This is a genomic window from Marisediminitalea oceani (assembly GCF_003731635.1).
GTDB lineage: Bacteria > Pseudomonadota > Gammaproteobacteria > Enterobacterales > Alteromonadaceae > Alteromonas > Alteromonas oceani.
Genome location: NZ_RCUA01000045.1, coordinates 1 through 25,934 on the forward strand (window position 1 = coordinate 1; position 25,934 = coordinate 25,934).

General features: G+C 48.6%; 24 protein-coding genes. 9 read left to right on the top strand and 15 right to left on the bottom strand.

The features are described from left to right. The 3 genes from D9T21_RS22880 to D9T21_RS13980 all read left to right on the top strand — a co-directional run. Positions 1-185, top strand: a 185-nt coding sequence (locus D9T21_RS22880; RefSeq protein WP_206427274.1) for a hypothetical protein, incomplete at its 5' end; no start/stop codon positions are given. A 129-nt stretch (positions 186-314) separates the two neighbouring features. Continuing rightward, positions 315-806 carry a hypothetical protein gene (locus D9T21_RS13975; RefSeq protein ID WP_123325580.1) on the top strand — a complete coding sequence of 164 codons (492 nt, stop codon included), beginning with the start codon at positions 315-317 and terminating at the stop codon, positions 804-806. Positions 807-846: 40 nt separating this feature from the next. Further along, positions 847-1,164 carry a hypothetical protein gene (locus tag D9T21_RS13980; RefSeq protein WP_123325581.1) on the top strand — a complete coding sequence of 106 codons (318 nt, stop codon included), beginning with the start codon at positions 847-849 and terminating at the stop codon, positions 1,162-1,164. Positions 1,165-1,251: 87 nt separating this feature from the next. On the opposite strand, the gene D9T21_RS13985 is transcribed toward D9T21_RS13980, so the two are convergent. From D9T21_RS13985 to D9T21_RS14000, 4 genes are read right to left on the bottom strand one after another with little or no spacing between them, the layout of a single operon-like run. Continuing rightward, on the bottom strand, positions 1,252-1,671 hold the full coding sequence (locus D9T21_RS13985) for a group I truncated hemoglobin (protein WP_206427275.1): 420 nt from the start codon (positions 1,669-1,671) through the stop codon (positions 1,252-1,254). Continuing rightward, positions 1,665-2,501, bottom strand: a complete 837-nt coding sequence (locus tag D9T21_RS13990; RefSeq protein ID WP_123325582.1) for a DUF3034 family protein — start codon at positions 2,499-2,501, stop codon at positions 1,665-1,667. The genes D9T21_RS13985 and D9T21_RS13990 overlap by 7 nt, the downstream gene beginning before the upstream one ends. A 10-nt stretch (positions 2,502-2,511) precedes the next feature. Continuing rightward, the gene (locus D9T21_RS13995) at positions 2,512-4,833 is read right to left on the bottom strand and encodes a bifunctional diguanylate cyclase/phosphodiesterase (RefSeq protein WP_123325583.1); all 2,322 of its coding nucleotides are present in this window, start codon (positions 4,831-4,833) and stop codon (positions 2,512-2,514) included. After that, positions 4,830-5,420: a methylamine utilization protein gene (locus tag D9T21_RS14000; RefSeq protein ID WP_164464692.1), complete on the bottom strand. Its 591-nt coding sequence runs from the start codon at positions 5,418-5,420 to the stop codon at positions 4,830-4,832. Before D9T21_RS14000 ends, D9T21_RS13995 begins: the two co-directional genes overlap by 4 nt. A 326-nt stretch (positions 5,421-5,746) precedes the next feature. Here D9T21_RS14000 and D9T21_RS14005 point away from each other — a divergent pair, with 326 nt between their 5' ends. Beyond that, positions 5,747-6,541 carry an SDR family NAD(P)-dependent oxidoreductase gene (locus tag D9T21_RS14005; RefSeq protein WP_123325585.1) on the top strand — a complete coding sequence of 265 codons (795 nt, stop codon included), beginning with the start codon at positions 5,747-5,749 and terminating at the stop codon, positions 6,539-6,541. Here the strand turns inward: D9T21_RS14005 and D9T21_RS14010 are convergent. The 5 genes from D9T21_RS14010 to D9T21_RS14030 form a co-directional block, all read right to left on the bottom strand. Beyond that, entirely contained in the window at positions 6,534-8,879 is a 2,346-nt protein-coding gene (locus tag D9T21_RS14010) for a PilZ domain-containing protein (protein WP_164464693.1), read from the bottom strand. The genes D9T21_RS14005 and D9T21_RS14010 overlap by 8 nt on opposite strands. Before the next feature lie 130 nt (positions 8,880-9,009). Beyond that, positions 9,010-9,345 carry a nuclear transport factor 2 family protein gene (locus tag D9T21_RS14015; protein ID WP_164464694.1) on the bottom strand — a complete coding sequence of 112 codons (336 nt, stop codon included), beginning with the start codon at positions 9,343-9,345 and terminating at the stop codon, positions 9,010-9,012. A 109-nt stretch (positions 9,346-9,454) separates the two neighbouring features. After that, positions 9,455-10,045 (bottom strand): hypothetical protein, encoded by a 591-nt coding sequence (locus D9T21_RS14020; RefSeq protein WP_123325588.1) that lies wholly within the window; start codon positions 10,043-10,045, stop codon positions 9,455-9,457. Next, complete coding sequence (locus tag D9T21_RS14025) at positions 10,042-10,602, bottom strand: sigma-70 family RNA polymerase sigma factor (protein ID WP_241155715.1); 561 nt, start codon at positions 10,600-10,602, stop codon at positions 10,042-10,044. Before D9T21_RS14025 ends, D9T21_RS14020 begins: the two co-directional genes overlap by 4 nt. A gap of 9 nt (positions 10,603-10,611) precedes the next feature. Beyond that, positions 10,612-11,199: a TonB family protein gene (locus D9T21_RS14030; protein WP_123325589.1), complete on the bottom strand. Its 588-nt coding sequence runs from the start codon at positions 11,197-11,199 to the stop codon at positions 10,612-10,614. 249 nt (positions 11,200-11,448) lie between these two features. Between D9T21_RS14030 and D9T21_RS14035 the strand changes: the two genes are divergently transcribed. Next, entirely contained in the window at positions 11,449-11,832 is a 384-nt protein-coding gene (locus D9T21_RS14035; protein WP_123325590.1) for a hypothetical protein, read from the top strand. A gap of 12 nt (positions 11,833-11,844) precedes the next feature. On the opposite strand, the gene D9T21_RS14040 is transcribed toward D9T21_RS14035, so the two are convergent. Both D9T21_RS14040 and D9T21_RS14045 read right to left on the bottom strand, forming a co-directional pair. Then, a complete protein-coding gene (locus D9T21_RS14040) occupies positions 11,845-12,537 on the bottom strand; it encodes a response regulator transcription factor (protein ID WP_105933581.1) in 693 nt (230 codons plus the stop codon). After that, positions 12,537-14,093, bottom strand: coding sequence for a sensor histidine kinase (locus tag D9T21_RS14045; RefSeq protein WP_123325612.1), 1,557 nt, complete (start codon positions 14,091-14,093; stop codon positions 12,537-12,539). The genes D9T21_RS14040 and D9T21_RS14045 overlap by 1 nt, the downstream gene beginning before the upstream one ends. 199 nt (positions 14,094-14,292) lie before the next feature. Between D9T21_RS14045 and D9T21_RS14050 the strand changes: the two genes are divergently transcribed. Further along, positions 14,293-16,044, top strand: coding sequence for a PAS domain S-box protein (locus D9T21_RS14050; RefSeq protein WP_123325591.1), 1,752 nt, complete (start codon positions 14,293-14,295; stop codon positions 16,042-16,044). Between the two features lie 45 nt (positions 16,045-16,089). Here D9T21_RS14050 and D9T21_RS14055 read toward each other — a convergent pair whose 3' ends face one another. After that, entirely contained in the window at positions 16,090-17,283 is a 1,194-nt protein-coding gene (locus D9T21_RS14055) for a diguanylate phosphodiesterase (RefSeq protein ID WP_123325592.1), read from the bottom strand. Between the two features lie 275 nt (positions 17,284-17,558). On the opposite strand from D9T21_RS14055, the gene D9T21_RS14060 reads away from it, so the two are divergent. Continuing rightward, positions 17,559-18,194, top strand: coding sequence for a phosphoribosyl-AMP cyclohydrolase (locus D9T21_RS14060; RefSeq protein ID WP_241155716.1), 636 nt, complete (start codon positions 17,559-17,561; stop codon positions 18,192-18,194). Positions 18,195-18,227: 33 nt separating this feature from the next. Here the strand turns inward: D9T21_RS14060 and D9T21_RS14065 are convergent, their stop codons facing one another. Then, positions 18,228-19,106 (bottom strand): 5'-methylthioadenosine/S-adenosylhomocysteine nucleosidase, encoded by an 879-nt coding sequence (locus tag D9T21_RS14065; RefSeq protein WP_123325594.1) that lies wholly within the window; start codon positions 19,104-19,106, stop codon positions 18,228-18,230. A gap of 19 nt (positions 19,107-19,125) precedes the next feature. Continuing rightward, on the bottom strand, positions 19,126-20,391 hold the full coding sequence (locus tag D9T21_RS14070; protein ID WP_123325595.1) for an NRAMP family divalent metal transporter: 1,266 nt from the start codon (positions 20,389-20,391) through the stop codon (positions 19,126-19,128). Positions 20,392-20,708: 317 nt separating this feature from the next. On the opposite strand from D9T21_RS14070, the gene D9T21_RS14075 reads away from it, so the two are divergent. Both D9T21_RS14075 and D9T21_RS14080 read left to right on the top strand, forming a co-directional pair. Continuing rightward, on the top strand, positions 20,709-21,236 hold the full coding sequence (locus D9T21_RS14075) for a nucleotidyltransferase family protein (RefSeq protein WP_123325596.1): 528 nt from the start codon (positions 20,709-20,711) through the stop codon (positions 21,234-21,236). Between the two features lie 157 nt (positions 21,237-21,393). Continuing rightward, positions 21,394-24,555, top strand: coding sequence for a DUF748 domain-containing protein (locus D9T21_RS14080; RefSeq protein ID WP_123325597.1), 3,162 nt, complete (start codon positions 21,394-21,396; stop codon positions 24,553-24,555). A 45-nt stretch (positions 24,556-24,600) separates the two neighbouring features. Here D9T21_RS14080 and D9T21_RS23135 read toward each other — a convergent pair whose 3' ends face one another. Continuing rightward, positions 24,601-25,812: a flagellin N-terminal helical domain-containing protein gene (locus tag D9T21_RS23135; RefSeq protein ID WP_123325598.1), complete on the bottom strand. Its 1,212-nt coding sequence runs from the start codon at positions 25,810-25,812 to the stop codon at positions 24,601-24,603. Positions 25,813-25,934: the final 122 nt, after the last annotated feature.

Sequence of the window (25,934 nt, forward strand, 5' to 3'; positions counted from 1 at the left end):
AAATTGTTGACTTGCTTAAAACCACCGGCTTCACCCATCCACACGCGCCACATTCCAAGAAAAGGCTTGCAGAGATGCGAGCCTTTTTGCTTTCTGCAGAATTGAATAATATCAGGGCTTCCAAACCGCTTCAGCAGCAACCCGCCACGCTATCTGAGCGTGTTACTCACCAACAAGCATTATGACTACCTATTACTATTACCTTGCAAGGTTTCGTTTATAAGAGCCTTATTACTCTGTCATGCCATTTGAGTTGCACTATCTGGTCTTTTTAAAACCACTAAGGTACTCTGCTTTGAATTACAGGATGTTATGTGAATAAGGACGTTATGATTGAAGATCTCTATTTTATCAACGCTAAGGCGTTGGCCATTAAACTTCACCAACAACAAGTCAGCGAAGATTTAGCTTTTAAACACCTGCTCGTATTCAGTATGTTGTTTGCCAGTGCCATGGTATTTCCGGTGGCGGTAAGCTGCACACAAAGTGACGTATTTGCCTTTTGGTACCAAATCGCCAATTTCTTCGCTTTTGCGCTACTGCAGTTCTGGGGAATGAGGCTACTTTATCGCACTAATAAGCAGGGGGATGGTCAGGCGTTTTTCCTCCGTTGGGCAGCTTTATCCTTGCCGGTTGGATTACAGGTTTGGCTAATTTCTTTGTTGCTGGGCCTGGTGTATGGGATTCTGATTGGCTTTGTTTTTATGGATACCATAACTGACCTGCCAGAAAATACCTGGCTTATCTCTGGTATGGCGTTTGGCTTAGTCATGCAACGTAATTTTAAACGTTGTGCAAACGGCTAGATCTAATCCTGTTGAATAAATACATAACCCGGAGATCTCAATGAAATATGCAGTGCTCTTTGCACTTTCTGTTACCTTCTCTGTCAGTGCCAGAGGCAGTCTCTCTTCAGAACAGCTGGAGGCGTTCAAAAGCTCAATAAAGCAGGGTTGTATAGCCCGTTGCATCGAACGTCAGGATAACCATGCGGTAGCCTTCTGTAGTTGTATGGACAAGGTATTAAGAAGTGCACTGTCTGATGCTGAGTTTGCAGGAATAGCCGAACAAGTAGCGGCGGGAAAGCCGATAAGCCAGATTACCCCCTTTAAAGCTCTGATACCGCAAATTGCACGGTGTAAAGAAGTGGATAGTAAAGCCTGAACGATTGTCCCACAGACAATAAAATCCCCGCCAGATGGCGGGGATTTGTTTAATCAACGCTGAATGACTGATTCTGCTTCTTTGTGCTCAGAGATACAGCATTTGCTCGCGGGTATGAGTCATTCGATTAATCAGTTTATTCTGCACGGTATGGGGAACATTGGCTTTATTCATGGCGTTAATGAATAAGTCTACGGTCAGATTAAAATCAGCCTCGGTAATGTTCATACCGCCGTGTACCTGCTCCATGGTATCACCCGAATAACTGCAGGGGCCGCCTGAAAAAACGCACAGCTGCTCGGCAAACTTTTCCATAAAGCGGTCGATGTCGGTGTCTGCAAAATAGGGCAGGATAGTGTCGTTGTACTCGATTTCATAAACAAAGTTTTCAACGATTTCGTTAATTTTTGCCTGGCCGCCCAGTTCTTCATACAGCGTGTCAGAGCGACTGGCACAGCCGCTAAGGATTGTTACACAAGCAGCAATGACCAACAGTGGTTTTACCATAACTGACCTCCCACAGATAAATACAAGCCTTTCTGGCCGGTAGCGCCGGCAATGCTGCCTAAGTCGGCCCACGCCAGGGTAAAATTAACATTCTTAGAGGGGATATAAGTCACAAAAACATCCATCCAGTCATCTTCACCAAGCCCCAGGTTGTCGGGTTTTTGGCGATATTCTATTCCTGCCGCGAAATGACGGGAAAACAACACGCCAAGGCTGCCTTCCAGCATCAGTTCATAATCGCTGTTTTGCGGACCGCCGAAACCCAGCAGACCCAGCTGATTTGCTTTGGTCAGCCGGCCGGTAAGGTTCCAGACCAGGTTATAGCCGCCAGCGGCGCCCAAATGGACTTTTGTAGCAGCCAGGTAAATATCAGTGCCTGAGGTGTCTTCACTGCCCACCAGATTGGCCACAGCGGTGTCTTCAAGATCCTTATACTGCACACCCGCACTCAACTGCGGCCAGTCAGAGTAAACAACATCGCCGTAGAGCTTAAACTTGGCGCCGTAAACCGTCTGCGCTATCTCGCCGCCAAGGGTTGTTAGATCAAACACGTGACGAGCTACACTGAATTCTGCGCGGTCATAAAGCGACACGCTGGCTCCGAGTACGTTAAGACGGTAGTCATCGAGGTTCACCTGGGTGATAAACGCGTTGGCTGACACCTCATCCTGAGTATCGTAACCCGATAAGGTAGCCCAGGGCACAATGCCGCCACCGCCGCTGCCTTCCAGCTGGTTAAGGCCCGCGGTGCCAATCAGTTTACCGTCACCGGCGCAAGCCAGGCCGGTGCAGAAAATAAGGGTACTGCTTAGCAGTTTTGTTAGTCGCACGCAAAACTCCCTAGTGTTGGTAATAGTCAGATGATGCCAGCCAGTCAATCAGTCCGCCAAGTGGTAGCGGTCGGCTAATGTAATAGCCCTGGGCCGTGTGGCAACCCCAGTCAGCAAGGATTTCCATTGCGTTGGCATCTTCAACGCCCTCGGCAACAACGTCCAGATCAAAGATAGTCGACAGGCTCAGCACCGTCCTGACAATTTGTTGATCGTCGGTATCTGTGCTCAGATTGAGTACAAATGCCTTGTCAATTTTAATGGTTGAAACCGGCAGGTGCTTCAAATACGCCAGCGATGAATAGCCGGTGCCAAAATCATCTATAGCAATACTGAAGCCCTTATCCTGCAAAAATTGCAGGTTGGCGATGGCAATCTTAGCATCGGCTACCAAATCGCTTTCGGTGATTTCAAGGGTAATATTATCGGCGCTTAATTCATTGGCATCAAGTAAGGCAATGAGCCGTTCAAGTAATGGCCGGTTTTGAATATCCTGGGTCGACAAGTTGACCGCCGGTTTGATATGTATCTGATGCGCACGGAGTATCAGGATATCGGCAACGACCCGGTTAAGTACCCAGTCGGTCACTTGTTCAATAAAACCCGCCTGTTCAGCAATCTCAATAAATTCATCCGGTGGAATAAAGCCAAGGCGCTGGCTGTTCCAGCGGATAAGCGCTTCAAGGCCGTTTACCTGGCGGGTTTTAAGGCTAATCTTAGGCTGATAAACCAGCGATAATTCATCCTGTTCACTCTGCAGCACTTCTTTTAATTCAGTGATAATACTCAGGCGTCGCAGATAACGCTGCTCTATTTCTGAGCTGAACTGGAGCAGCCAGTTAGCGCCCATTTCTGCTTCATCGAGCAGAATATTCATGCGCCGGAAAAGATCCTGGGCGTTATCGGCATCAGCAGGGCAGTTTACCACGGTGAATACCAGTTTAATTGGCATTACCAGTTGCTGAGTAGCAACCGGTTGTTCCAGGATCGTATGGAAGGTTTCCAATTGTTCGTCAGTGAGTGGCTCGTTGGCAAACCACACGAGCTCACCACCGGATAAGCGGGCCGCCGTGCCACGCCAGCGTTTAATACGCTCAGCAATTGTAATAATGCAGGTATCGCCATTGGAATAGCCATACAGATCATTAATGGTTCTGAAATCGCGAATATTGATGCCGATAACCTGCAAAGACTCACCGGCATCCAGACGCTGCTGAATAAGCTCTTCCATGTAACTGCGGTTATACAGACGGGTAAGCATGTCCAGCCGCGATTGCATCAGAATGCGCTGCTCACGGCTTTGAATACTGTCTTTCATTCGCACAAAGGCGTCTGACAGTTCGTTAATTTCCTGCAAATGCCCGGAGGTTTTTACGCTTTGCTCGTAATTACCGTCAGCCAGATGATTGGCTGCAGTGACTAAGCTGGCCACTGGCTTGTTGACCCGGCTGGCCATAAACATTGATAGCAACATAGAGCCGGCGATAGCCAGCAAAGAAATACCAAGGATATTAAATTGCAACTGGGTAAAATTATCAAAGTGGGTTGATACGTCTACCGCTAGTGTTATTGATACTTCATTACTTAACGTGTCGGGCAATTTGATGTCGCGGGTCAGGTAAGGGGTATCCCGTGAAAAGGTTACATCAAACCAGTTCAGGGTTTGCCTATCGGCATTGATTACTCGCTGAGCCTGAATGTAGGGCAAGCTGCTGTGCAATACCACATGAGAGCCATTTACCGAGCGTTTTGAAGAAACGATGATATCAGCCTGGATGATTTTTTTGACCTGTTTTAAAAACTCATCGCCGTCCATAAAACCTATGCCGGCAATGGCAATGGGGTTAGGGGCATAAACCGGTAACATAATTACCTGGTACAGGCTGCCGTCTACAATGATGGCATTCTCAGAACCGCCTTCTTCGAGCACCGTGTTAATGATATCGGGGTAAGGGAATTCGCTGCCGCGGGCAAAATAACCCGGCTGGCTTTCCAACACCTTACCGGATAAGTCGGTCAGCATCATAAAGTCTGACTCAATACGCTGACCGTGATTTTGTAATACACTTTGAATGGTTGGAATATCGCCGGTGGCCACCGCCTGCTTAAAGCCAAAGTCGTCAGTGAGTACCCTTGCCGAATTGAGTAGCTGTTCACTACGATCCTGCAGCAGTTGCTCCAATACAGAATTGGCGACTTCAATATTTTTAGTCACCTGATTAAAGGCGGTCTTTGAGGTGACCGTCCAGACGTTCCCCAGGATCATCGACGCTGTGATAAAAATACCAATAAACAGTATCTGAAACAGCGACTGACGTAGGGTAACCGTCATTGGCGTTTAAACTTGCTACTGCCAAATACCCGTTTGGATGTTTCCAGTTGGGCAACTCGTGGCAAAGTGATTGTGACCGGCTCGTCACCGCCGGTTAGCGCATAGGGCAATCGCTCAAGGTGGTTAACGGAGAGGTCTGGATGCCAAATCAGTATTTCACCTTGCGCGGTGGTTATTTCGGCCTGACCATTTTGGTTGGTTTGCCACGAGGGATTGCTATCTTTTACATAAATAAACCCTAGCATGGAGTCGTGGATATTACAGCCAAGCACCACGATCCCCGATTTGTCGAACTGCACGGGCGGCACAGAGTCACCGGCATAGAGTTTAATTTCAAAAGGTTTAGGCTGAGAGAAACTATAAACGTGATGGCGGATGTTGTCGCTATTGGGAAACACCACAGTCTGGCCCTGTTCGATAACCAGCGTGGTGGGCTCAAACTGGCGATTTACCTGATCCATAATAGCCGGTTGCCGGGAAGGGGCAGGCAGGTTCGACTTTTCTCCGGCGGCCGCTGCCACGCTGATCACAGCATCAATAAACGGTCGGCCTTGTTCGTCAACCACCGTAATGGTTTTCGCAGTCACCACAGCACTACTGATTAAACTTATACTAAGTAGCGTTATTTTTAAAAAAATTTTTAAGATAATCATATTCTTGTGTGCTTTATACAACCCAAAGCATCGACCTGCTTTCAGCAAGACAAAAGCAGTCTCTAAACACAGACTCACACATTAGCAACATTGCCTGAAGCTATGCAATAGTTATTTAGAACGAGGTGTTTGCAAAACCGGCTCTGACTGCGTTACGCATGATTCTATTCCTTCGAATACTCCGTTTCACAACCACTTATGACGAAATTCCATCTTCGGCGTATAACTTATCTCACCCTACAAAACATGGAGTTTAGCAAATGAAAATCGATTTACATGAAAAAGTGGCAATTATTACCGGTTCAACAGAAGGTATCGGACTGGGAGCAGCCAAACAGCTTGCTCAATGCGGCGCAAAAGTTATCGTTAACGGCCGTACCGAACAAAAAGTTACGCAGGCAGTGGATGCGGTGAAGCAGGCAGTTGCCAACGCTGACGTATCGGGTGTAGCGGCAGACTTAAGCACTGCAGAAGGTTGCAACAAGCTCATTGAGGCGGTACCAGCTGCAGATATTCTGGTTAACAACCTGGGCATTTACGGTACTCAGGACTTTTTTGATACTGACGATGACACCTGGCAGCAATATTACGATGTGAATGTGATGTCGGCAGTTCGCCTCAGTCGTCATTATGCGCCAGCCATGGTTGAAAATAGTTGGGGCCGGATCCTGTATGTGGCATCTGAGTCTGCGCTGAATATTCCCGGCGATATGATTCATTATGGTGTAAGTAAAACCGCGTTGCTTGGTTTATCCCGGGGCCTGGCGAAACGTCTGGCTGGCTCCGGTGTGACCGTGAATGCAGTGTTGCCCGGGCCTACCCTGAGCGAGGGCGCGCAGGCATTCCTGGCGCAATCAGCTGAAGAAAATGGCATATCTATTGAGGAAGCCGGGGTGAAGTTTGTTATGGAAAATCGCCCGTCATCGGTGATCCAACGCATGGCAACGGTTGAGGAAGTGGCCAGCATGATCACTTACACCTGCTCGACACTGGCGTCAGCCACCACGGGCAGCGCACTGCGCGTAGACGGTGGGGTGGTCGACTTTATTATGTAACCTTGTTGGTGGATGCCGCAGCTTCGGCATTCTCCTTTGCCGGGTCCGGTACAATGCCAGTTTTAATAAAGGAATTGAGCAACGCCGACAGATCGATAATATGAATCACATGGGAGTAATTTTGTTGCAGGGCCTGCAGTTTTTCATACACTTCCAGATCAATGCGTGACAACAGCGCCAGTCGTTGCTTGGACATCGGCGTGCTCACCGATTCATTTTTCTGGCATTCAATTCCCGCCACATAAAGCTGAGTTTCTTCTTCTTCCAGTGATTGTTTAATTTTATAGCGCAGTGACGACTCAAAGCATTGCACCTGGGTAAGGTTAATCAGTTTATTGTCGGCTTTGCGCTCACAATGAATGGCCAGATGATAACGCTCAGCTTGCTGTAGCAGTCGGCGTAGTACCGAAGAATCTGGTGGTGATTTACCCATGTCGGCAAAAAATCCATGTAGCGGGGCATTGTGATCGCACACTGCAAAAGGATGCAGGTCATTATTTTGCTGTGTGGTGTACAAGGTTTTCATGCGGTGGATCATCTGCCTGCCGGTGACAACCTGTAACGCGGCATTCGGATAATGGCGGCTTACCACTTCCCACATATAGCGGAAATAAAGGGATTGCCTGAGCATAATATTTTCAATACTGGATTGCAGAGACGAGCCCGAGCTGAGCTTTTTGAGCACTTTTGAAGTGTTATCGGTAGCGATTGCGAGTAATCGCAATACCCCGGTTTGCTGGTTGTAATCCAGAACTTTATAACGTTGTGATTTCAGCTTGAAGTCGACGATACTTACCTTCACCTCAGGCGGTAAAACAGCCTCATGACAATCGTGGATCTGAAGCTGGATGCCGCCTAACGAAAAATCCCGCACCGTGGCGGCATAACTGCTCATCAGGCTTACTTTTACCTGCGCATCGGTTTCAATTCTGAAGCGCGGTTGCTTGCGCCGGTCGATATCTTCGTTCATCACAAAATGCAGCGGATACTGACTGTCATGATCAATATACTGGCGGGGTAGCTTCGCTTTGTCTGGCTGACTAAGTAGTTGTAAAGGACCAAGTGCCTCGTTAATGGAGCGAATGTAGAGAATATGCCCCATCGACAAAATATCATTATGATCCTGGTGAGACATATCCTGCAGGATCCGAGCGGTTTCCTGACTGCCACGGCTAACCTTAGCCAGGCGATACTGCCAGAGTTCCAGACTCTCATGTTCCAGCCCCAACTGAACAAAGTTAGCCAGCAGGTTTTGCCGTTCTAACTGGCGCACTGTGGTGCACAGTGAAACAGGATCGCTGCCTCGTTTAGTGATGGTCAGCCGCAGTACAAAAGCTTCGTTAAAAGCGCTGAGCTCTTTTAATATTCTCTGCAGGGCAGTTTTACCGGGTAGGAGCTGTTTACTTCGGTAAGCCGGGTTGCGCTGGGTATTTACCGGCGTCATCAGCACCATTCGAGGTGTGAGCCTGGCACCGTCCTGTTTCATTAATACCGGCAGCCACGGCGAGTTTTGCACAATTCTATCGCGGTCCAGAGCCTGCATGGAGCGCTCTATTTCGAGGTCGCGCTCAAGGGGCAGGCGCAACATTACGCGGTTGAGGTACTGCTGAAACACCGCCTGCCAGTGCTGATCCTGTTCCGCCAGTTGCAACACCGCATGATGACGCTGGGAGGCCGCATTAAATTCTACCCGGACATAGTCGAAATGAATGACTTCAGTAGCCGAACACAAGCCGGCAATATGCGGAAAGATAACCGGAATATCCGTAACCGAGGTAAATTTGGGTGAGCGGGTACAGGCAATGGTAAGTTGCGTGGCACTTAATGCCACCACAGCCACGGTTCTGCCATTCTGATACGCCTGGGTGGCCACCGAAAAGTTCGGCGTAACAGAGAGGTCGTTATTAAACTGAATATCCTGATAAGACTGGGTTTGAACCGTGAACGCGTTTATGATTTTTTCGCGTAACTTACGCTGCACCAGGCCCTGATAATGCGCCGAATTGGTAATCGACTCAAACACACCAACGGTATATTGTTCCATGTAGCGGGCGGTTTCTTTTTTCAGGATCTCCGTGCCCACTTTATCGAGGGTCATTTCAATACCAAAGTGAGAAAAGCGTTTTACCGGAAACTGAGCAAAGGCCGAGTTATCCGCCGGCGCGTCGGTTTGCGACGTTAAGCGTATAACTTCCTCTTTGATGACTTGTCTGGCCTGGGCATTCAGGCGCGACGAGAAACGGTTAAGACCCTCGAGCAGACGACCTTGCTGCTGATAAGGAATTAACGCGCGGATCACAGGTTGATGTTTTTTTATTATTTCCTGTTCTGTACTCATTTTTGTTAGTTTTTATGCAAGTACAATAGCTAAAAATTAACATAGCACAGTTGTTACGCAAAAAGCATGCACTTTTTACAGCGCCCTGTATGCCAGAGGCAGTGGGGTTTATAAGGAGTGTTGCAAACAGTCAGAGCGCCGAAACATCGGCATAAATGAGGTATTCCTCAATTAAATCCTCATTAACCCTGAAGATGTTACAAAACGGGATGGTCAGAGTACTGTCATCAAAACGGGTATAAGTCACTGTTCCCTGACATATTACCCCGGTTGGGGTTCGCCAGGTCTCAGCCACTGTGTGAGAAAGCGCTTTAACACTGTTGAAAAAGTCGTCGACCACGGCGGCAATGTTAGCCCGGCCAGCGACTATTGGTGCATTGCCAAAGCGAAAGGTGGCATGTTCTGCTAAAAAGCCTGCAAAGGTTTCGGTATCTTTATTATCAATAGCTTGAAATAGGTTTTTCACGGTGGGAGTCCTTGCAGGTAGCGCCGCTTGCATATCGCGAATGGTGTTAAAGCTAATGAAACCATGTTGTTGGACGCTTGACCAGCAAAAATTAGCGTGCCCGCCCAAGCTAGCAGCTCTTGATGGGAGCCTGTTCTATTTTTATCAGCCGGCCTTGTTTATCAAAGGCCAGGGCGACAAAAGTGCCTTCAACCAGGGCCGGATCTACTCGCTGCAGTGCCCGCAAATCATCAATTAACTCATGAGAAACAGTAATGGTCTGATTATCACAATCGGTAAACAACCAGTTTCCCTGATGGCTGGCCAGCATGGCCGGGCGCGAATAAAACACCTTTAATGTGGTTAACTGACGGGTATATTCACGGGTATACAAAGTCAGTTTTTCGCGATAATCGGGAAGGCTCGCCACGTCATCCTGATAGCCATGATATTCCACTTCCAGGGCAATGAGATCATTGTCAGGCATTGGCTGGTTAATAAGCGGGGCGCCCTTAACCAGCAGTAACAGGCTGCCTACTGCAGCAGCCAGCGCCAGCCACTCCCGGCCGGGCAATCTGGCTTTAGCGCGCTCAAGGAAGTGCTGTTGATTGCCGGGCTGTTGATTCAACACGGCCCGTTTTATCCGCCCTGGCGCCGGATAACGTTGCTTAGCAGTGTTGTATGCCTGTTGCAATGCGTCTTGACGGTCGGACTCGTTCATGATGTTTTCCAATGTTTTTTCAGGGTGTTACGGGCATATCGCAGGCGCGTTTTTACCGTTTCAACCGGCACATCACAGATGCTGGCAATATCCTGCAAACTAAATCCTTCCTGCTGTAGCGAGAAAGCTTCCCGTTGGGTAAACGGGAGATGTTTAAGCAACTGATGAAAGTCGGTTTCGTTATCACTCACCGGCGCTACTGACCCCAGGGAATCCGGGTCGGTATCGGCCTGCCAGCGCTTACTCTGGCGAAACTCATCGATAAGCATCCGATGCCCAATGGTAAACAGCCAGGCCTGAAAGCGCCCCTCACATTGATAGTCCTGCTTTGATTCCATTACTTTGAGCCAGACTTTCTGGGTGACGTCTGCCGCGGTGTTGGGGTCGCTCATTACCAGCAGATAATAGTACAAATTATTACAGTGCTGATCGTAGAGCGCGCTCAGGGCGGCGCTATCGCCCGTTTGCCGATAGCGCCTGAACAAAGTTTCGTTGCAGCTTGTGGCAGTTTCCGATTTCAGGAAAGTGCGTAGAAATCCGAGTTTAGCAATCCCCACAGGCGGTCCTTACTGCTCCAGCTTGAAGGTCAGTACTACTTGTAACCCGGTTTGACCCGCAGGTACAACTTTTTCTACCTGAGGCTGATAACGCCATTTTGCCAGCGCCCGTTTGGCTTCCCGGTTAAAGATACGCAGCGGCTCGGCATCCACTACGGTGATATTGGTTACCGTTCCCTGGGGCGTGAGGTCAAAGGTTAATTGCACCCAGCCTTCAATGCCTTGTCGGGCCGCATCGGCAGGATAGCTGGGGTTCACCCTGACTATCGGCCGTGCAGACGCATCACTTTGTTGGCCAAAGTCTGTATTAATGGCTATCTGATTGCCAGGTATGACTGGGTTTACGTTAACGCTAAGCTCATTGGGGCCAGGATCAGACTCAACCGGCTCTGGCAGCGAAGGGGGCTGCTCGAGCGTTTTTTCCATCGGCTTAACCGGTTGTCTGGTAATAGTTTCAGGCTCTTCCACGTGCAGTAAAAAATCATCAATTACCACCGGCTCTTCCACTTTTGGGGCTTCGCCGTGTTGCTCGATTAGTTTGGCCATCATTACAAACAAACCGAAAGTGACCAGCGCGGCCAGTAGCAGGTGACTCAATGGCCTGACATAATCACGGGTTGAAAGGTTGGATTCGCAGTTAATTGCATAGTGTGTACTCCCTGGTTTTGGGTATAACGACCGGGCAGCACAAAAGGGGTGAATTAAATTTCAAAAAATTGTCTCTACAAAATTTTACAATTTTGAACTTGCCGGGGGCAGTGCCGCAAGCGATTCTGGGGACTGCAGAATTAGTGGGCGGGCAGCGCAGATTTGTGAAATGCACATAACGCCGCAACAGGAGGGAGCATGAATGACGATAACCAGCCGCCGGAAGGTTATTTTGGTTGCTTTGGGAAAAACGCAGCCGAGGCATTAGCGATATTAATGCCGGTGGTTGATATCGCGTTAAAAGCCCATGAAACCGGCGACTATCAGGCATTCCGAAACGTGATGACAGACTCTCTGGCGGCCAGAATTACGCCTGATGGGTTTCAAAACGCTTACAAGGCAATTGCGCCAGAGCTTGGCCCGCTTATATGTAAGCGGCTACTTGCAGCAGTTAACCGGGCAGGCAACCCAAGGTTGCTGTTTGTGGCTCGATATACCAATACCAGCGATGATATTTTGATAAATATCACGTTTACCAACAGCGCTGATGCACCACTCATCAACGAGATGTGGATAGAGTAGAGGACAGCCGGATTAACTCAATGCCTTTAACCGGTAACCATTACCGCGGATCGTGGCGATTTCGATGCCGGCAGCAGGCGGCAGTTTTTGGCGCAGGCGGCTGATATAAACATCCACAATATTAGTCAGCGGATCAGTGTTGCTTTGCCAGACCCGGCTTAAAATACGCTCCCGGGTGAGCACTTTATTTTGCGACTCAATAAAATAGCTCAGCAGGTTAAATTCGATATTGGTTAGAGTAAGTTCTTCAGCTTTACCGTCTTGGCTAATGCTGGCCAGTTTGGACTCCAGATCCAGTTGCAGGTTGGCAAAGCTCAGCTGGCGAGGCGCTTTAGCCGGTTGCGAGCGATGCCGTCTGCCCAGCGCATTAACCCTGGCCAACAGCTCGTCGAAATCGAAGGGTTTGCACAGGTAGTCGTCGGCGCCTTTGTCGAGCCCGGTTACTTTCTCTACAATATCATCGAGGGCCGACAGGAGTAACACCATAGGGCCATGGCTGAGCTGTTTCAGGGCGGGCAGTATCTCCACGCTATCGTCTTCGCCAAACATTCTGTCGAGCACCAGCAAATCAGGCTGCTCCCGCTTAGCTAAATCAACCAGGTTATGCAGTGCAGTTTCTTTGATGCATTCAAACCCTTCGGCAGTGAGTCCGCGATAAAGGAAATTGACCAGCGAGAGTTCATCATCAGCAATCAGAATTTTCATTATTCAACATCCATTGGCAGATAAATTTGAAACAGGGTGCCTTCTCCCTGGGTGGAGTTAACCTGTATTTCCCCGCCATGCGCCTCAATAATGGCTTTGGCAATGGCGAGGCCAAGCCCCAGTCCTTCGGACTTGTGCTTAAAGCGCACAAAGCGTTCAAAAATATGGTTAATATCAGCAGGGGAGATCCCTTCACCAAAGTCTTTTATCTCAATGCAGGCACTGGTATCTAACTGCTTTAATGACACGTTAATGGGTGATTGAGGCGCTGAGTATTTACAGGCGTTATCCAGCATAATAGCAACCACCTGCTTAATGCGCTGCAGGTCAAATTTGAGCTCTAACGCGTTGGCCATCTCGTCAATGTCGAGGGTAAAGTGGCGATCTTCGTGCAGGCGCTGCCACTGGCTAACCTGATTTTGCAGGAAATCGCCTAGCGGCTGGCGCGAAGTGTCCAGTTTTAACTGACTTAGTTCGGCTCTGGCCAGCAACAGTAAGTCATCTACCAGTTCACTGAGGTTCACCGCCTGCAGCAATATTGAGTCCAGCGTTTCCCGGTAAACCTCTTCCGAGGCAGAAGACTGACGCAGAGTAACCTGGGCCTCACCCCTGATTATGGTCAGAGGCGTTCTGAGTTCGTGTGAGACATCAGCCAGAAACTGACGCCGGCGAGAGTCAACCCTGGTAAGTTGTTCGTTGACCTGCTTGATTTCCCGGGTGCGCTGCTCTACCTCAAATTCCAGCTGCTTGCGAGAATGTTCGGCTTGCATTTCGTGGTCGGCCAGGCGCGAAGCCAGCAGGTTTAGCGACGATACCAGTTGGGAGAATTCGGTATCCAGGGTTTCTGGTAAGCGCTGGTGGTAATCGCCTGCTGCAATGGCTTTAGTGCCGTTGTTGATAATGGTTAGCGGCTGATAGAGCTGATTAAACAGCCAGTAACAGGCAAGGATAATACATGGCATGGCAAACAGCGCCACGCCCACAGCAAACCACACAATGGCAGTGTTAAGGGTTTCTATTTTGGCATTAATGGCTGAAACCACATTACCCTGCCGTACTACAGCGGCGTTAATTGCCTCACGAAATTCATTATCAATCTTTACCTCGAGCAAGGTCTGCAAGCGGTTCTGCTGGTCCAGCGGGGTGTTGTTATAGGTGGCTGTGATGGCCTTAAATTCGCTGATGATGGCGTCTATCAGGCCGGCCAGTTCGTCGGTATCTTCAATGCTGCCGGCGGTCATCTTGCTGCCCAGAGCCTGCCTTTGTTGCAGTTCGAGACGGCGAATTTTGTCTAATGACTGAGCAATAAGCGCCTGTTTGTTGCGAATGATAGCCTGGTTGGCACTTTCTCCAAAAATCAGCTCGTCGGTGAGTTGTTTGAACATTCGATAGGAGATGCTGCTGAGTTTCTGATGTTCTGCCAGCAGTGTTTGTCCGGTATTACTTTGCTCCAGGTTAATTTGTGTCAGGTAGGCAGAAACAGCCGTACAGCATAGAGCAATCATCATGATCAGCCCTGAGGTGATCCCAAACAGATAGATTTTTCGCTTATACATGAACTTACTTCGCAACGCTTTAACATCCAATACGTAAAAATCCGAAAAACAGCACAATTTTGAACTACGCTTTGTGAACGCAATGTAAATTTGTCGCGTATTACATACGGTTTGACTGAGCGCGGTTTGCTCCTTGCAGCCTGGAAGTGCTCGGTAAACGCCATCTGAGGTAGACATATTTTTATAGGTGGAGTGCAGCATGTTCTGGCAACAGAAGACAAAAACCAACCAGGCTTTTCAGGCCCTTGAGCAAAGCATTATTGCGGTAGTCAGTATCGACGAAAAAAACCGGGTGACGTTTTTTAATCAGGCGGCCGAAAATATCTGGGGCTATCGTAAAAATGAAGTGATTGGTAAGAACGTGGCCATGCTGCTACCGCACGAATTGCGGGCAAATCATGATAATAACGTTAACCATCATCGCCAGACCGGTCAGGATAAGATTGTCGGCAGTTCCAGGGACGTGCAGTTACAACGCAAGGATGGCACTAAGCTCTGGGTACAGCTGTCGCTGTCTAAAATCGTGCTTAACGGGCACATCCATTACACCGCCTTTGTGCGGGATATTTCTCAGGAGCGCGATTCCAGGGAAACTATGGCGCAAACTCTGGAGCAGGCATTGGATGCGGTAGTCTGCATCGATGAGCATAACTGCGTTACCTTATTTAATGCTACGGCAGAGAAACTTTGGGGCTATGACCGTCAGGAAGTCCTCGGGCAAAACGTTAAGATGCTGGTTCCGCAGGCCATTCAGGCGAATCACGATAGTTATGTAAATGCCAATCGCGAAACTGGTAAGGATAAAATCGTCGGTACCAGCCGGGAAATAAAAATCGAACGTAAAGATGGTGAAGTGCTTTGGGGCCAGTTATCGCTGTCGAAAGTCAGGCTTGAAAACAAAACGCTGTATACCGCGTTTGTTAAAGATGTAACCCAGGAAGTACTGATGCGGGAAGAGCGTGAGATGCTCTCTATGGTCGCTAACGAAACGGATAACTCGGTTATTATTACCAATCCGGCCGGTTTAATTGTGTATGTGAATAAAGGCTTTGAAAGATTAACCGGATATTCGCTGACAGAAATTAAACACAAGAAACCGGGGGATTTCCTGCAAGGGCCGGAAACCTCACCTGATACCATTGCCCGCATTCGCCAAAACCTGCACGATCGCACGCCGTTTTATGATGAAATCCTAAACTATACCAAGAGTGGTGAGCCTTACTGGGTGTCGTTGTCTATCACGCCAATCCTGAACGAAAAAGGCGAGGTGAAGAACTACATTTCGGTACAGGCTAACATTACCGAAGTTAAACAGATGGCGCTCGATTTTACTCGTAAGATCAATGCTATCGACAATTCATTAGTGTTACTTGACATTGATAAAGACGGCCAGCTTAAAACGCCCAGTGATTTATTGGCCACAAAACTCGGCTCAAGTGCCACGCAGCAGGCTTTTGTGGATCATGTTTTACAGCAACTCACCGCAGAACATAAGGCTGAATTGCAGGACAGCGGCAATATCAAATTGCAGATCAACTTTGGCCAGGGTGATTTTATGTTGTCACTGGATGCCGGTATTTGCGCGCTGAAAAACTTTAAGAATGAAATTACCCAGTACGTATTATTTGGCATTGATATTACTGCCCGCCGGATTGCCGTAAATCAAACCCAGGAATCTATGAAAGGCGTGCTGAATGTTAGTCAGACCATCAGCAACATCATCGGCACTATCAACGGCATTTCAGAGCAAACAAATCTGTTGGCGCTTAATGCGGCCATTGAAGCGGCCCGGGCGGGTGACGTAGGCCGCGGCTTCGCGGTGGTGGCCGATGAAGTGAGAAGTCTGGCGTCGCACTCCAGGCAGGCCAGTGATGAGATTGATAAACTGGTAAAAGACACCGTAAGCCGAATAGACGATCTGGCGGTAATGCTGGGCAAAATCGACCAGTAAGTTAAGACACCGTTGCACAGCATTGATAATGCTGTGCAACAGCTGTTATTGCTGGCCGGCAAGTTCCCTGGCATCAAAATAAATAGCGTTGGCACCGTTTAGCTGCGGGCGGGCAAACAGGAAGCCCTGAAATTTACGTACACCGGCGTTGTTTAACCACAGCCATTCGTCGAAGGTCTCCACCCCCTCTACAATTAAGTGGCTGCCGGTGGCATTGGCAAATTCGAATACCGAATGCAGTATCGCCTGGCGTGGTCCGCTTTCGTGAATGCCATGAGTGATAGCGCGATCCAGCTTGATTTTATCCGGCATCAGGTCGGCCAATAACGAGAGGCCGGCATAACCGGCGCCAAAATCATCAAGCGACAGCCGGATCCCTACCGCACGAATATCTTCAATGACGGCAAAGAAGGCGTCGTTTTCTTTGACCATTTCACTTTCGGTAATTTCCAGAATAAGCTGTTCAGGCTTCAAGCCGCCTTCTTTGAGATAGTCCAGCAATTGGCTTACTACCCGTTCGTTTTTCGTTATTGCCCCAGGCAATAAATTAACCGATAAAGACTGGCCAGGCTGTAACAGTTTGGCCCCCTGGGCAATGGCAATGGCTTTGGATTTTAAGTCAAACTCATATCTTTGCTGCTCAGGCAGATCGGCCAGAATTAATTCAGGGTAACGGCCTTCACTGTTACGCAGCAACGCTTCATAAGATGAAATGCCTCCAATCCGGGTATCTACGATGGGCTGAAAGGCAAACTGAATATCGCTGGAAGGGTAGGGGGTAAGGTCAATCTGGCTGGTGGCTATAGTACACTCAACAGTGGCGCGTTCGGCTGCAGAAACACAACTGCGCCAGCGCCCGGTGGCAAAGCTGTTAAGCAGTGAAAATACTCTGCTGTCGCGCCTTACAGCAAGATCTGAAGGGAGCCAGTAGCACTGGCTATCGGGCTTAAGAATTAATGTTCGCAGGCTCCACTTACCAAAGTCACGCTTTGCACAGGCGCTGTCGAGCACTTTTACAATATTGGTGTGGCGCGGGTCGGTTTTTATATGCTCAAACAGCCTGTGGATCACATCGCCTTCACCTTCAAGTACCTGAAAGAAAAACTCGCCATCAAACAGCAATAACCCGGTAACATCGTTAGCCTGATTAAAAGGCTTAGAGTCAGCGACAATTTTATCGATATCCGGTTCCGACATCTTTTGGGTTGCACGACTGCGGTACACCAGCTGTCTTAACATCCACGGCTCCCACTTAAAAGACTGCAGATTTACACTTTAAGTATAGACACCCTTAGGAATACGAAAAGCAATAAAACTCAGATTATTGATGCAGATTAATTGGCATTGCAGGCACGCTACTTATTCAATAGCTAGGGGGCGGTTGTCTTTTTAATGTTCTTTTAATCTTCCTTTCAAGCTTTATTCAGGCGTGATGAATATTCTTATACATGAGCACCAAGCAGTGATTATTCAGCACTGGTTAGTTATCTGATTTCGGAAAAGAGAGTATTGTTATGCAAAAAATGAACTTGAAAATGTTAGTGGTTCTATCGTTCTCCTCGGCCGTGTTAACAGGTTGCGCAACCGCACAATCCCAGCAATTAAAAAGCAGTATGAATGAGCCTGCGGCAAATACTGCAGCAGCGTCGGTGGTGGATAATCGTCTGCTCTATTCAGATGCCTGTATTTCAGAACGCGAAGTGGTAGAGGCTCAGAAACTCTGGGGCGACGGGATTGTAAGAATAGGATCGGTCTATTCATCTGACGGCGACTATACCACTGCTGCGGCAGACTTTATTCAGGATATGTACGGCTACGACCTGAGCAGCGTGTTATTTAAACCGACGCTGGCCGCTAAAGTACAGTTTAGATCGAGCTTTGATGCGGCTTTATCGTATTTTGTGGGCGGTAACGAGGCTTACTCTGAAGATAAAGGGTTTGCCATTAAGCCCTACACCAAAGTGAAGTTTGATAATGTCGGCATTATTAATAACAGCTGCAGCATGGCGGTGGCCATGGGGAATTATTACTTTACCGACACCAACGGGGGCGAGACTAAAGTGGAATATACCTTTGCTTACGTTAAAGACAAATCAGGTAAGCTAAGAATTGTGGCTCATCAGTCATCGTTGCCTTATTCACCAATTTAAAACCTTTACGTAACAAAAGGTAGCTCTGAGGAGCTACCTTTTACTGTGTTTAATATACTGTTCGATTACCAGCTTAACAAAGGCCTGGCAATCGGTTGCTGTAGACGGGTCGTAATGGCCACCGTTGGTCAGATTATTGGAAAGGACCCGGATCCCCAGAAAAGGAATACCATAACTGTGTGCAATCTGTGCTGCCGAGGCGGTTTCCATTTCTTCAGTACTGGTACCAAATTTGGTATGCAGCCAGGCGATTCGGTCGAGCTCGTTGTTCCAGAAATTTCCACTGGCGATAGTGCCTTCCACTACTTTACCGCGCTTATACTGATCTTTTACCGCATGAGCCGCCGCCAGTAACTCAGCATCGGCAACATAGTAACGAATACGCTCTGCATCTTTGGCTGAGTCTCCCTCGCCGGCACTGCCTTCAGAGGCGAGAAGATCCATGGGTAACCAGTCAAGTGGAGCAGAGCCTTCACCTTTATCACGAAAAGGGGTTTTAAAATTACTCGCATTGACGCTGCGTTTGCCTAAAACAATGTCGCCAACCTGTAAATCAGGATCATGTCCGCCGGATGTACCCTGATTAATAATGGCCCGGGGATGATAACGTTCAATGCCAATCGCGGTGGCGGCAGCGGTGTTTTCCAGGCCTTTACCTGTTTGCGCAACCACTACCGGATAGCCGTTGAAAGTACCAATATAAAACGTTGCCTGACCTGCCTTCTCAGTGCGGACATCGTTCAGTAAGGACGCGAAATATTGCGCTTCGATGGGCATTGGCCCCTGGATCATAACCGGCGGTAAAGCCTGCTGCGAGGTGCTTATCTCTACGTTTCGAAACGCTTCTCCATAAGTTACAAAGCTGCTTAACGAAAAGACCAGCAGCAGGAGACGGGTGTAGAGTGTTTTCATTATTGATACCTTGATGAGCTTAGAGGAACCATTTCCAGATGATAAAGACAATCAGAAAGCCAAATAAATAAACCAGTCCGGCCCGGCTTAGCCACAGCACTACCGGGCCCCCTCTGAGAGATTCCGGGATATCATGACGGTTGACCAGGCGGTAGTTAAGCCAGGCAAAGACCGGCGTGGTCATAAAGGCCAGGGTCATGGCAAACCCCAGCATAGCCAGCAGGGCAGACTGGAAGAATAAAACCATGGCAAAACTGGCCGCAGCCACCAGTAACAACCATACCGCAAACACACTATCAGACACATCCTGTTTGCCTTTGAGCAGCGTGTAGCATTCTGCCAGGGCCCGCGAGTAACCGTCGTACACGGTAATCGCCGAGCCAAAAATACATAAAAAGGCAATTACGGCAATCAGATAACGGGACCATTCACCAATGGTGGATGCATATAAATCTACCAACTGGTGCGAAAAGCCGATACCGCCGCTCGCCAGTTCCTGACCGCTGCCATGCAATACCAGACTACCCAGTGCCAGGAACATCAGGGCCAGTAGTAACGTAACCAGATAGCCGAGGTTAAAGTCGAATAAGGCCGATTGCGGCGTGACTTTAGCTTCGTGACACTGCTCTTTTAACCATAGTGAAGTGATGCCAGATATTTCAATCGGGGCGGGCATCCAGCCCATGGTGACCACCAGAAAACCAATAGCTGCCAGCGTCCAGGGCGAGGGGGATTCAAAGTCGGCCGGCGCAACCGGGCCTTGTTGCCAGGCAATCACGGTGGCCGAAATAGTGGCGATAACCAGGGCTATCATAATCACCTTGGCCACCTGATTGAGCGCATGGTAATGGCCGGCCAGCAGGATAACCAGCGATACGATGAGTAATACAGCGGCCAGCCAGGGCAACGCCACATCAAACGGAATAAAGTAGCCCAGTAAGCTGGCTGAAAACAGCAATAAGGCAGCGGCATTCACAAAAGAAGAAATACCGTTAAGTGCAAAACTCATGAGCAAATAGGGCTTGCCCATGGTGAGATAACCCTGTTGCAGGGTTTTATTGCTACTGATGGTGTAGCTCACCCCTGCCCGGAAAAACGGGTATTTAAACAGGTTTACGGCCAGGATCAGCAATGCCAGTTGCCAGCCAAATTTAGCCCCGGCCTGAGTAGAGGCTACCAGGTGGCTGCCACCAATGGCGGCAGTGGCCATCAATACGCCCGGACCGAGTAATTTTAATAATTTTGCAAAGGATAAAGAGGCTTGGCTGTCAGCGCCTGACTGCATGGAGGGCACTTTGTTTTCCTGTTGGTTACCGGAGGATTAAATAATGGAACCAGTGTAAACTATTCTGCATCAGGGGTTGAGTGTAATTTAGCTACTTTATCGGTAATAAGCGCGGAAAACTGCGCAAGCTATTCTAAAACTCGCTAGCGGATTAGGATTGATATTGCATAAAGTGTGTTTGTCAGAAAGATAATCAATGGAATATAAACAAAGCAATCGGCAGGGATTTTTTAACCGCTTATATGTGCACTTCTTCTTGTATGCGGTGCCGCAACTCAGTGCTGTGGCGCTGGTTTTGACAGCCGATAGGGCGCTCCATGAAAACTATTGAGGCCATGCTACGCCAGGACAAACAGAGGATGCACCTATTACAGGCGGTGCAGGCACTGCAGTTGCCGGATTGTTTTATTGCCGCCGGGTTTGTGCGCAATATGGTCTGGGATGCTTTGCACGACTATCCACCTACACCGCTTAACGATGTGGATGTTATTTATTATGACAAGCAACAACAATTGGCGCCGGAAGACATCGAAAAGAAGCTGGCCAATACGTTACCTGATGTTAACTGGCAGGTTAAAAATCAGGCCGTGATGCATCATCGCAATCAGGACCCGGCTTATCAAAACAGCACAGATGCCATGCGCTACTGGCCGGAAAAAGAGACGGCGGTGGGCGTGCGCCTGAATGACAACCACCACCTGGAGCTGGCTGCGCCTTTTGGGGTTCAATCATTGCTTGAGGGTAAACTCACTCACAATCCGCTGCGTAGTAAGGTTATATTTGAACAGCGCATAGCCAGCAAGCAATGGTTAGAGAAATGGCCGAAACTTCAGGTCATAAGCTAAACGAAATTTTGTCAGTCTGGGACTAATCAATGACCATCAAGGGCAGCGCGACTCCGGACAATGCCTGGTAAATTGTGAGCCGGATATTTAACTGCTACTGTGACAGGCATAAGCGCCGCAAACAGCCGCAACGGGAGCAATCAGGAATGGATTTTTTATGAGCAAGCTTAATACCTGGCGAAAAGGTTATCATCAGCAGCCGCGCTGGTTGCGTGTAAGTGAATGGTGTCTGCTGGCGTATTTGCTGTATGCATTGTTACTCGGGCTAATAACGCCTTATGTATTAACCGCGAAATTGCCAACGGTCTTATCGCAAAGCCTCGGGCGGGAAGTGACCGTTGATACCATCTCGATTAATCCCTTTTTGTTACGTGTACGGGTGGCAAATTTTCGCATTGCAGAAGCAGATCAACAGGGCGACTTTATCCGCTTTACTCAACTGGAGGCCGATGCGGCATTCTGGCGTACCTTATTAACTTTTACACCAACCCTTGAGCATTTCTATTTAAACGGTCCTTATGCGCGGTTAGCCCGTGAGCAGGGTGGTGAAACCACGGAGTTTAACTTTTCAGATATCATTCGGCATATTCAGTCACAAAGTTCGCCCGAGGAGACAAACGAAGAGTCGGGTGATGAAAACGGCATCCCGCACCTGCGACTCGGATTGTTAAATGTAACCGATGGCAAAGTAGAAATCTTCGACCGGGTCAGCGGTGCTGAACTGGTTTATCCCGACCTGGCGCTGGAGCTGGCTAATCTGGATACCCATGCGACGATTTCAGATAGCGCACAAAGCAAAGAACAAGGCAGCCCGGATAATCTGTACCAGGTGAATGTAACGACTACCGAAGGCGGCACCCTGTACGTGGATGGTCTGTTTCAGCTCGCGCCACTGGCTCTTACCGGCAAAGTGGTGATAAAGAAACTAGCCCTGCCACCGCTATGGCCGCTGTCTGATGACATCATCAAAGCGCGGTTAACCGATGGGACATTGGATTTCTCAGTAGGTTATGAGTTGAGGGAAACGGAACAAGGCTTTAACTTCAGGGCAAATGATGGTCAGCTGGCTGTTCATTCACTGGCGCTGTCTGATACAACCAGTCAACGCATCTCGCTGGATACGTTTAGCTTAACCAATATGCGGCTAGACACTGATTCGCAGCGGGTGGATATTGCTGGCTTGAAGCTTGAAGCGCCTTATATCAACGGCGTTTACGACAATGACGGGCTGGATTTGGTTAGTCTGCTGATGCCAGCCGGAATAGCACAAAATAACGCGGAACCCGAAGATAACTCACAGCCAGAGGAAACAACTGCCTGGCAGGTTGTGCTGGGTGAGTTGGCGATTAGCGAGGGCGATGTCCAACTTCACGATAAAGCCGTTGCACAGAGCATGTACTGGCGGGTTCATCCGATTACGGTGACAACAAGCAAAATAGACAGCGACTTCTCAGTGCCTGTTGACTATGATGTTACACTGGCTATCAGCGGTAATTCTCAGGCTATACCGGAGAATGCCCAGGGAGAATTAATCACTCGAGGCAGTGCCGATCTGGCAACGCAGGCAGTAGTCGGTGAGCTTACAATCGCGGATATCGCGCTGTCACAGGTGCAGTCGTATTTAACGCCTTTCGTTAACATATCCTTATCTGAGGGGGGATTGTCCGCCACTACCCGCTACGAAGTTGCAGAGAGCGGTAAAAAGCTACTGGTGAGTGGTGATGCAACCGTTGATAACCTGACCATTCTGGATGGACTGCACTACGAGCCGTTAGTTAAATGGCAATCCCTGGACGTAGCCGATCTACGCTTCAGTCTTGACGACAATACGCTGGCTATCGCCTCGATTAATATTACCGAGCCCTACGCGAAAATCCTTATCGACGAGCAAAAACGAACCAATATCGGTGCGATTATCCGTAGTGGTGAATCTTTTTCTGATGATGCATCGCAAACCGGTAACGCTGAGGGAGACTCTGTTAATACGCCAGAAAACGGCGAAGCTGAAGGAGAGTCTGTTGATACGCCAGAAACAGGCGTCGTTGAGGGAGACTCTGTTAATACGCCAGAAACCGGCGACGCTGAAGGCTCAACTTTAGCAATCAGTATCGCCGCCATTAACCTTATTAACGGCAGTGCTTACTTCGCTGATGAGTCCTTAACACCGCAGTTTGCGTCGAGTATTGAATCGCTAAACGGTTCTATTGAGCAACTCACCTCCGATGCCGGGAGTGCTGCGAAGGTTGCCATTAACGGCAAGATAGACAGTTATGCGCCGGTGTCTCTCAAGGGCGAGATTAACCCATTGCTGGAAGAATTATTCCTCGATCTGGATTTTGCCGTTGAGGGCGCTGAGCTCTCCTCGGTGAACCCTTATTCAGGCACTTACATGGGCTATTACATCGATAAAGGGCTATTGTCTTTGGATGTTCGCTACAAGGTACAAAACAGTGAGCTTGATGGCAATAATCACGTAGTAATTGATCAGCTTACGCTGGGCAGAAAAAGTGATTCGGAGCAGGCGCTGAGTTTGCCACTGGGCCTGGCTGTAGCCTTGCTGCAGGATAACGATGGGGTGATTGATTTGGGTCTTGAAGTGTCTGGCGATCTAGATAATCCGGATTTCAGTTTCGGCTCGATTATTTTAAATGCCCTGGGCAATCTGATCACCAAAGCCGTGACCGCGCCGTTTACCTTTCTGGCCAGTCTGGTGGGCAGTGAGGATGAACTTAACCGGGTCGATTTCGCCGCAGGCCAAGACTCACTTGATGAACAAGCTACACAACGCCTCACTACGCTGGCCGAAGCGCTGAATAAGCGGCCGGGTTTACGGGTGAGTATAGAGGGCACAGTTGATGCAGTGAGCGACGCCCGGGAACTGGCGGTGGCGCAACTACACCAACAACTTCTTGAACGCAGTGCACAGGATGCTTTACCGGATAACTTCTCTGCCAGTAATGTGCCCCTTGAGGGGCCGTTAGCGAGTACCCTTGAAACCCTGTTCAGCGAAACATTCTCGGATTCCATTCAGGACGAACAACAGCAGATCCGGGCGCAACTGCAAAATAACAATGACGAACCCGTTACCGAACAGCAGGTCACGCGAGCCTTGCATATATCGATGTATAACCGCTTGAGAGACAGTATTACCATTCCCGAGAGCGAACTGGCCGCACTGGCACAAAAACGTGGCAAGCGTGTGAAGGCCTATTTGGTTAATCAGGCTCAGGTCGATGCCGGACGCCTGTTTTTACTTAACAGCCGCGAACACTTGCAGTCTCAGTCGAGCAGTGTGGAATTGTCGTTGCAGGCCGATTGAGTGGATTAGTCATTAACACAGCGAGATAAACTTAAATTAGGTGTATTAGGACAATAAAGAAAGGATTAATGAAGGCGCTTGATTTGCTTGTGACAGCACAGTCGTACTTGCTTGTTGCAAAATCTGGGCTTTCGCTAAAGCGGCAGTCTCTTGTGCAAAGTCGGCATCTGTAATTCTGCTTCTCGATGCATTCATATTTTCTTGGATGTTCGAAAGATTGCGGATAGTTGATTGAAAACGATTCTGAGTTGCTCCCAAACTGGCTCGTACATCACCTATAATACCCAGTGCATTTTCAAGCGCTTCAAGTGCGCCTTTTCCTTCTCTGCCATCAGATGTGTAAACACTGTTTGAATTACTGTTAATGCTCGATAGATTCGAATCAGCTTCGGCAGTAACAATAGGTGTTTCACTATTAGCATCAGCACCTCCATATACTACCCTTCCGTTTTCAACCGTCGCAATACTGCCACCTAACGCCCTGTTCACCTCTTCGGCAAGTTTGTCGGCATCTGGGGTTGCGCCATTCCATACATCATTGCCAGTCAGGTTTACTGAAACCTCCACGTGTTTTCTCTCACTAGCAATGCTTACCAAAACGTTGTAATTTCCCGCAGTTATACCTCTTGTGTCGAACAGTATGTTTCCGGGCAAAGCGGATCCACGTCTATCCCTGATCTCGGAGCCATCATAGACAGGGCCAACACGTGAGGAGGCTAAATCAAGTCCTGCAATGCCTAATCCTATACTGCTGAAGGTAGAGCTTTCACTGTTAGTAATGTTGACTCCAATGCCCTGTCCACCGTTTGCTCCCACCTGAAAGCTACTCTCATAACGACCGTTGAGGATTTTCTCTCCGGCGAACTCCGTACTCTGACTGTTACGGTTGATTTCTCCAATTAATGCCGTTGCCTCTTTTTGCAGGGCAGCGATGTCAGCCTGGCTGTAAACACCATTCGACGCCTGGATTACTAACGTCCTGAGTCGCTGAAGATTCTGCGTAGTTTCCGACAATGCGGCGTCAGCTGTTTGAGTAAGCGAAATCCCATCATTTGCATTTCGAACCGCAACTTTTAACCCTTCTATTTGCGATGTCATCCTGTCACTGATTTGTAAACCCGCCGCATCATCTGCGGCCTGATTTATTCTTAACCCCGAAGATAACCGTTCATATGCCAGCGACAAGGTATTAGATGTGCTGAATAAAGAGTTTCGTGCAGAAATTGATGAAGTGTTAGTGTTAACAAATAAAGTCATTCCATGATATCTCAAAACTCAAACAGCTTGTCGGTGAACTATATCGGCTCTAACTGCAATTTCTTTAACTATAAATGTCAATAGAGCACTGAAAAATAGAAACATTTACTAATTAGTAACTC

Bases quoted from the DNA above. Each gene is read 5' to 3' on its own strand.
- D9T21_RS13980 (WP_123325581.1), top strand. From the start codon at position 847: ATGAAATATGCAGTGCTCTTTGCACTTTCTGTTACCTTCTCTGTCAGT.
- D9T21_RS13985 (WP_206427275.1), bottom strand. From the start codon at position 1,671: ATGGTAAAACCACTGTTGGTCATTGCTGCTTGTGTAACAATCCTTAGC.
- D9T21_RS13995 (WP_123325583.1), bottom strand. From the start codon at position 4,833: ATGACGGTTACCCTACGTCAGTCGCTGTTTCAGATACTGTTTATTGGT.
- D9T21_RS14005 (WP_123325585.1), top strand. From the start codon at position 5,747: ATGAAAATCGATTTACATGAAAAAGTGGCAATTATTACCGGTTCAACA.
- D9T21_RS14010 (WP_164464693.1), bottom strand. From the start codon at position 8,879: ATGAGTACAGAACAGGAAATAATAAAAAAACATCAACCTGTGATCCGC.
- D9T21_RS14020 (WP_123325588.1), bottom strand. From the start codon at position 10,045: ATGAACGAGTCCGACCGTCAAGACGCATTGCAACAGGCATACAACACT.
- D9T21_RS14035 (WP_123325590.1), top strand. From the start codon at position 11,449: ATGAATGACGATAACCAGCCGCCGGAAGGTTATTTTGGTTGCTTTGGG.
- D9T21_RS14040 (WP_105933581.1), bottom strand. From the start codon at position 12,537: ATGAAAATTCTGATTGCTGATGATGAACTCTCGCTGGTCAATTTCCTT.
- D9T21_RS14045 (WP_123325612.1), bottom strand. From the start codon at position 14,093: ATGTATAAGCGAAAAATCTATCTGTTTGGGATCACCTCAGGGCTGATC.
- D9T21_RS14050 (WP_123325591.1), top strand. From the start codon at position 14,293: ATGTTCTGGCAACAGAAGACAAAAACCAACCAGGCTTTTCAGGCCCTT.
- D9T21_RS14055 (WP_123325592.1), bottom strand. From the start codon at position 17,283: ATGTTAAGACAGCTGGTGTACCGCAGTCGTGCAACCCAAAAGATGTCG.
- D9T21_RS14060 (WP_241155716.1), top strand. From the start codon at position 17,559: ATGCAAAAAATGAACTTGAAAATGTTAGTGGTTCTATCGTTCTCCTCG.
- D9T21_RS14065 (WP_123325594.1), bottom strand. From the start codon at position 19,106: ATGAAAACACTCTACACCCGTCTCCTGCTGCTGGTCTTTTCGTTAAGC.
- D9T21_RS14070 (WP_123325595.1), bottom strand. From the start codon at position 20,391: ATGCAGTCAGGCGCTGACAGCCAAGCCTCTTTATCCTTTGCAAAATTA.
- D9T21_RS14075 (WP_123325596.1), top strand. From the start codon at position 20,709: ATGAAAACTATTGAGGCCATGCTACGCCAGGACAAACAGAGGATGCAC.
- D9T21_RS14080 (WP_123325597.1), top strand. From the start codon at position 21,394: ATGAGCAAGCTTAATACCTGGCGAAAAGGTTATCATCAGCAGCCGCGC.
- D9T21_RS23135 (WP_123325598.1), bottom strand. From the start codon at position 25,812: ATGACTTTATTTGTTAACACTAACACTTCATCAATTTCTGCACGAAAC.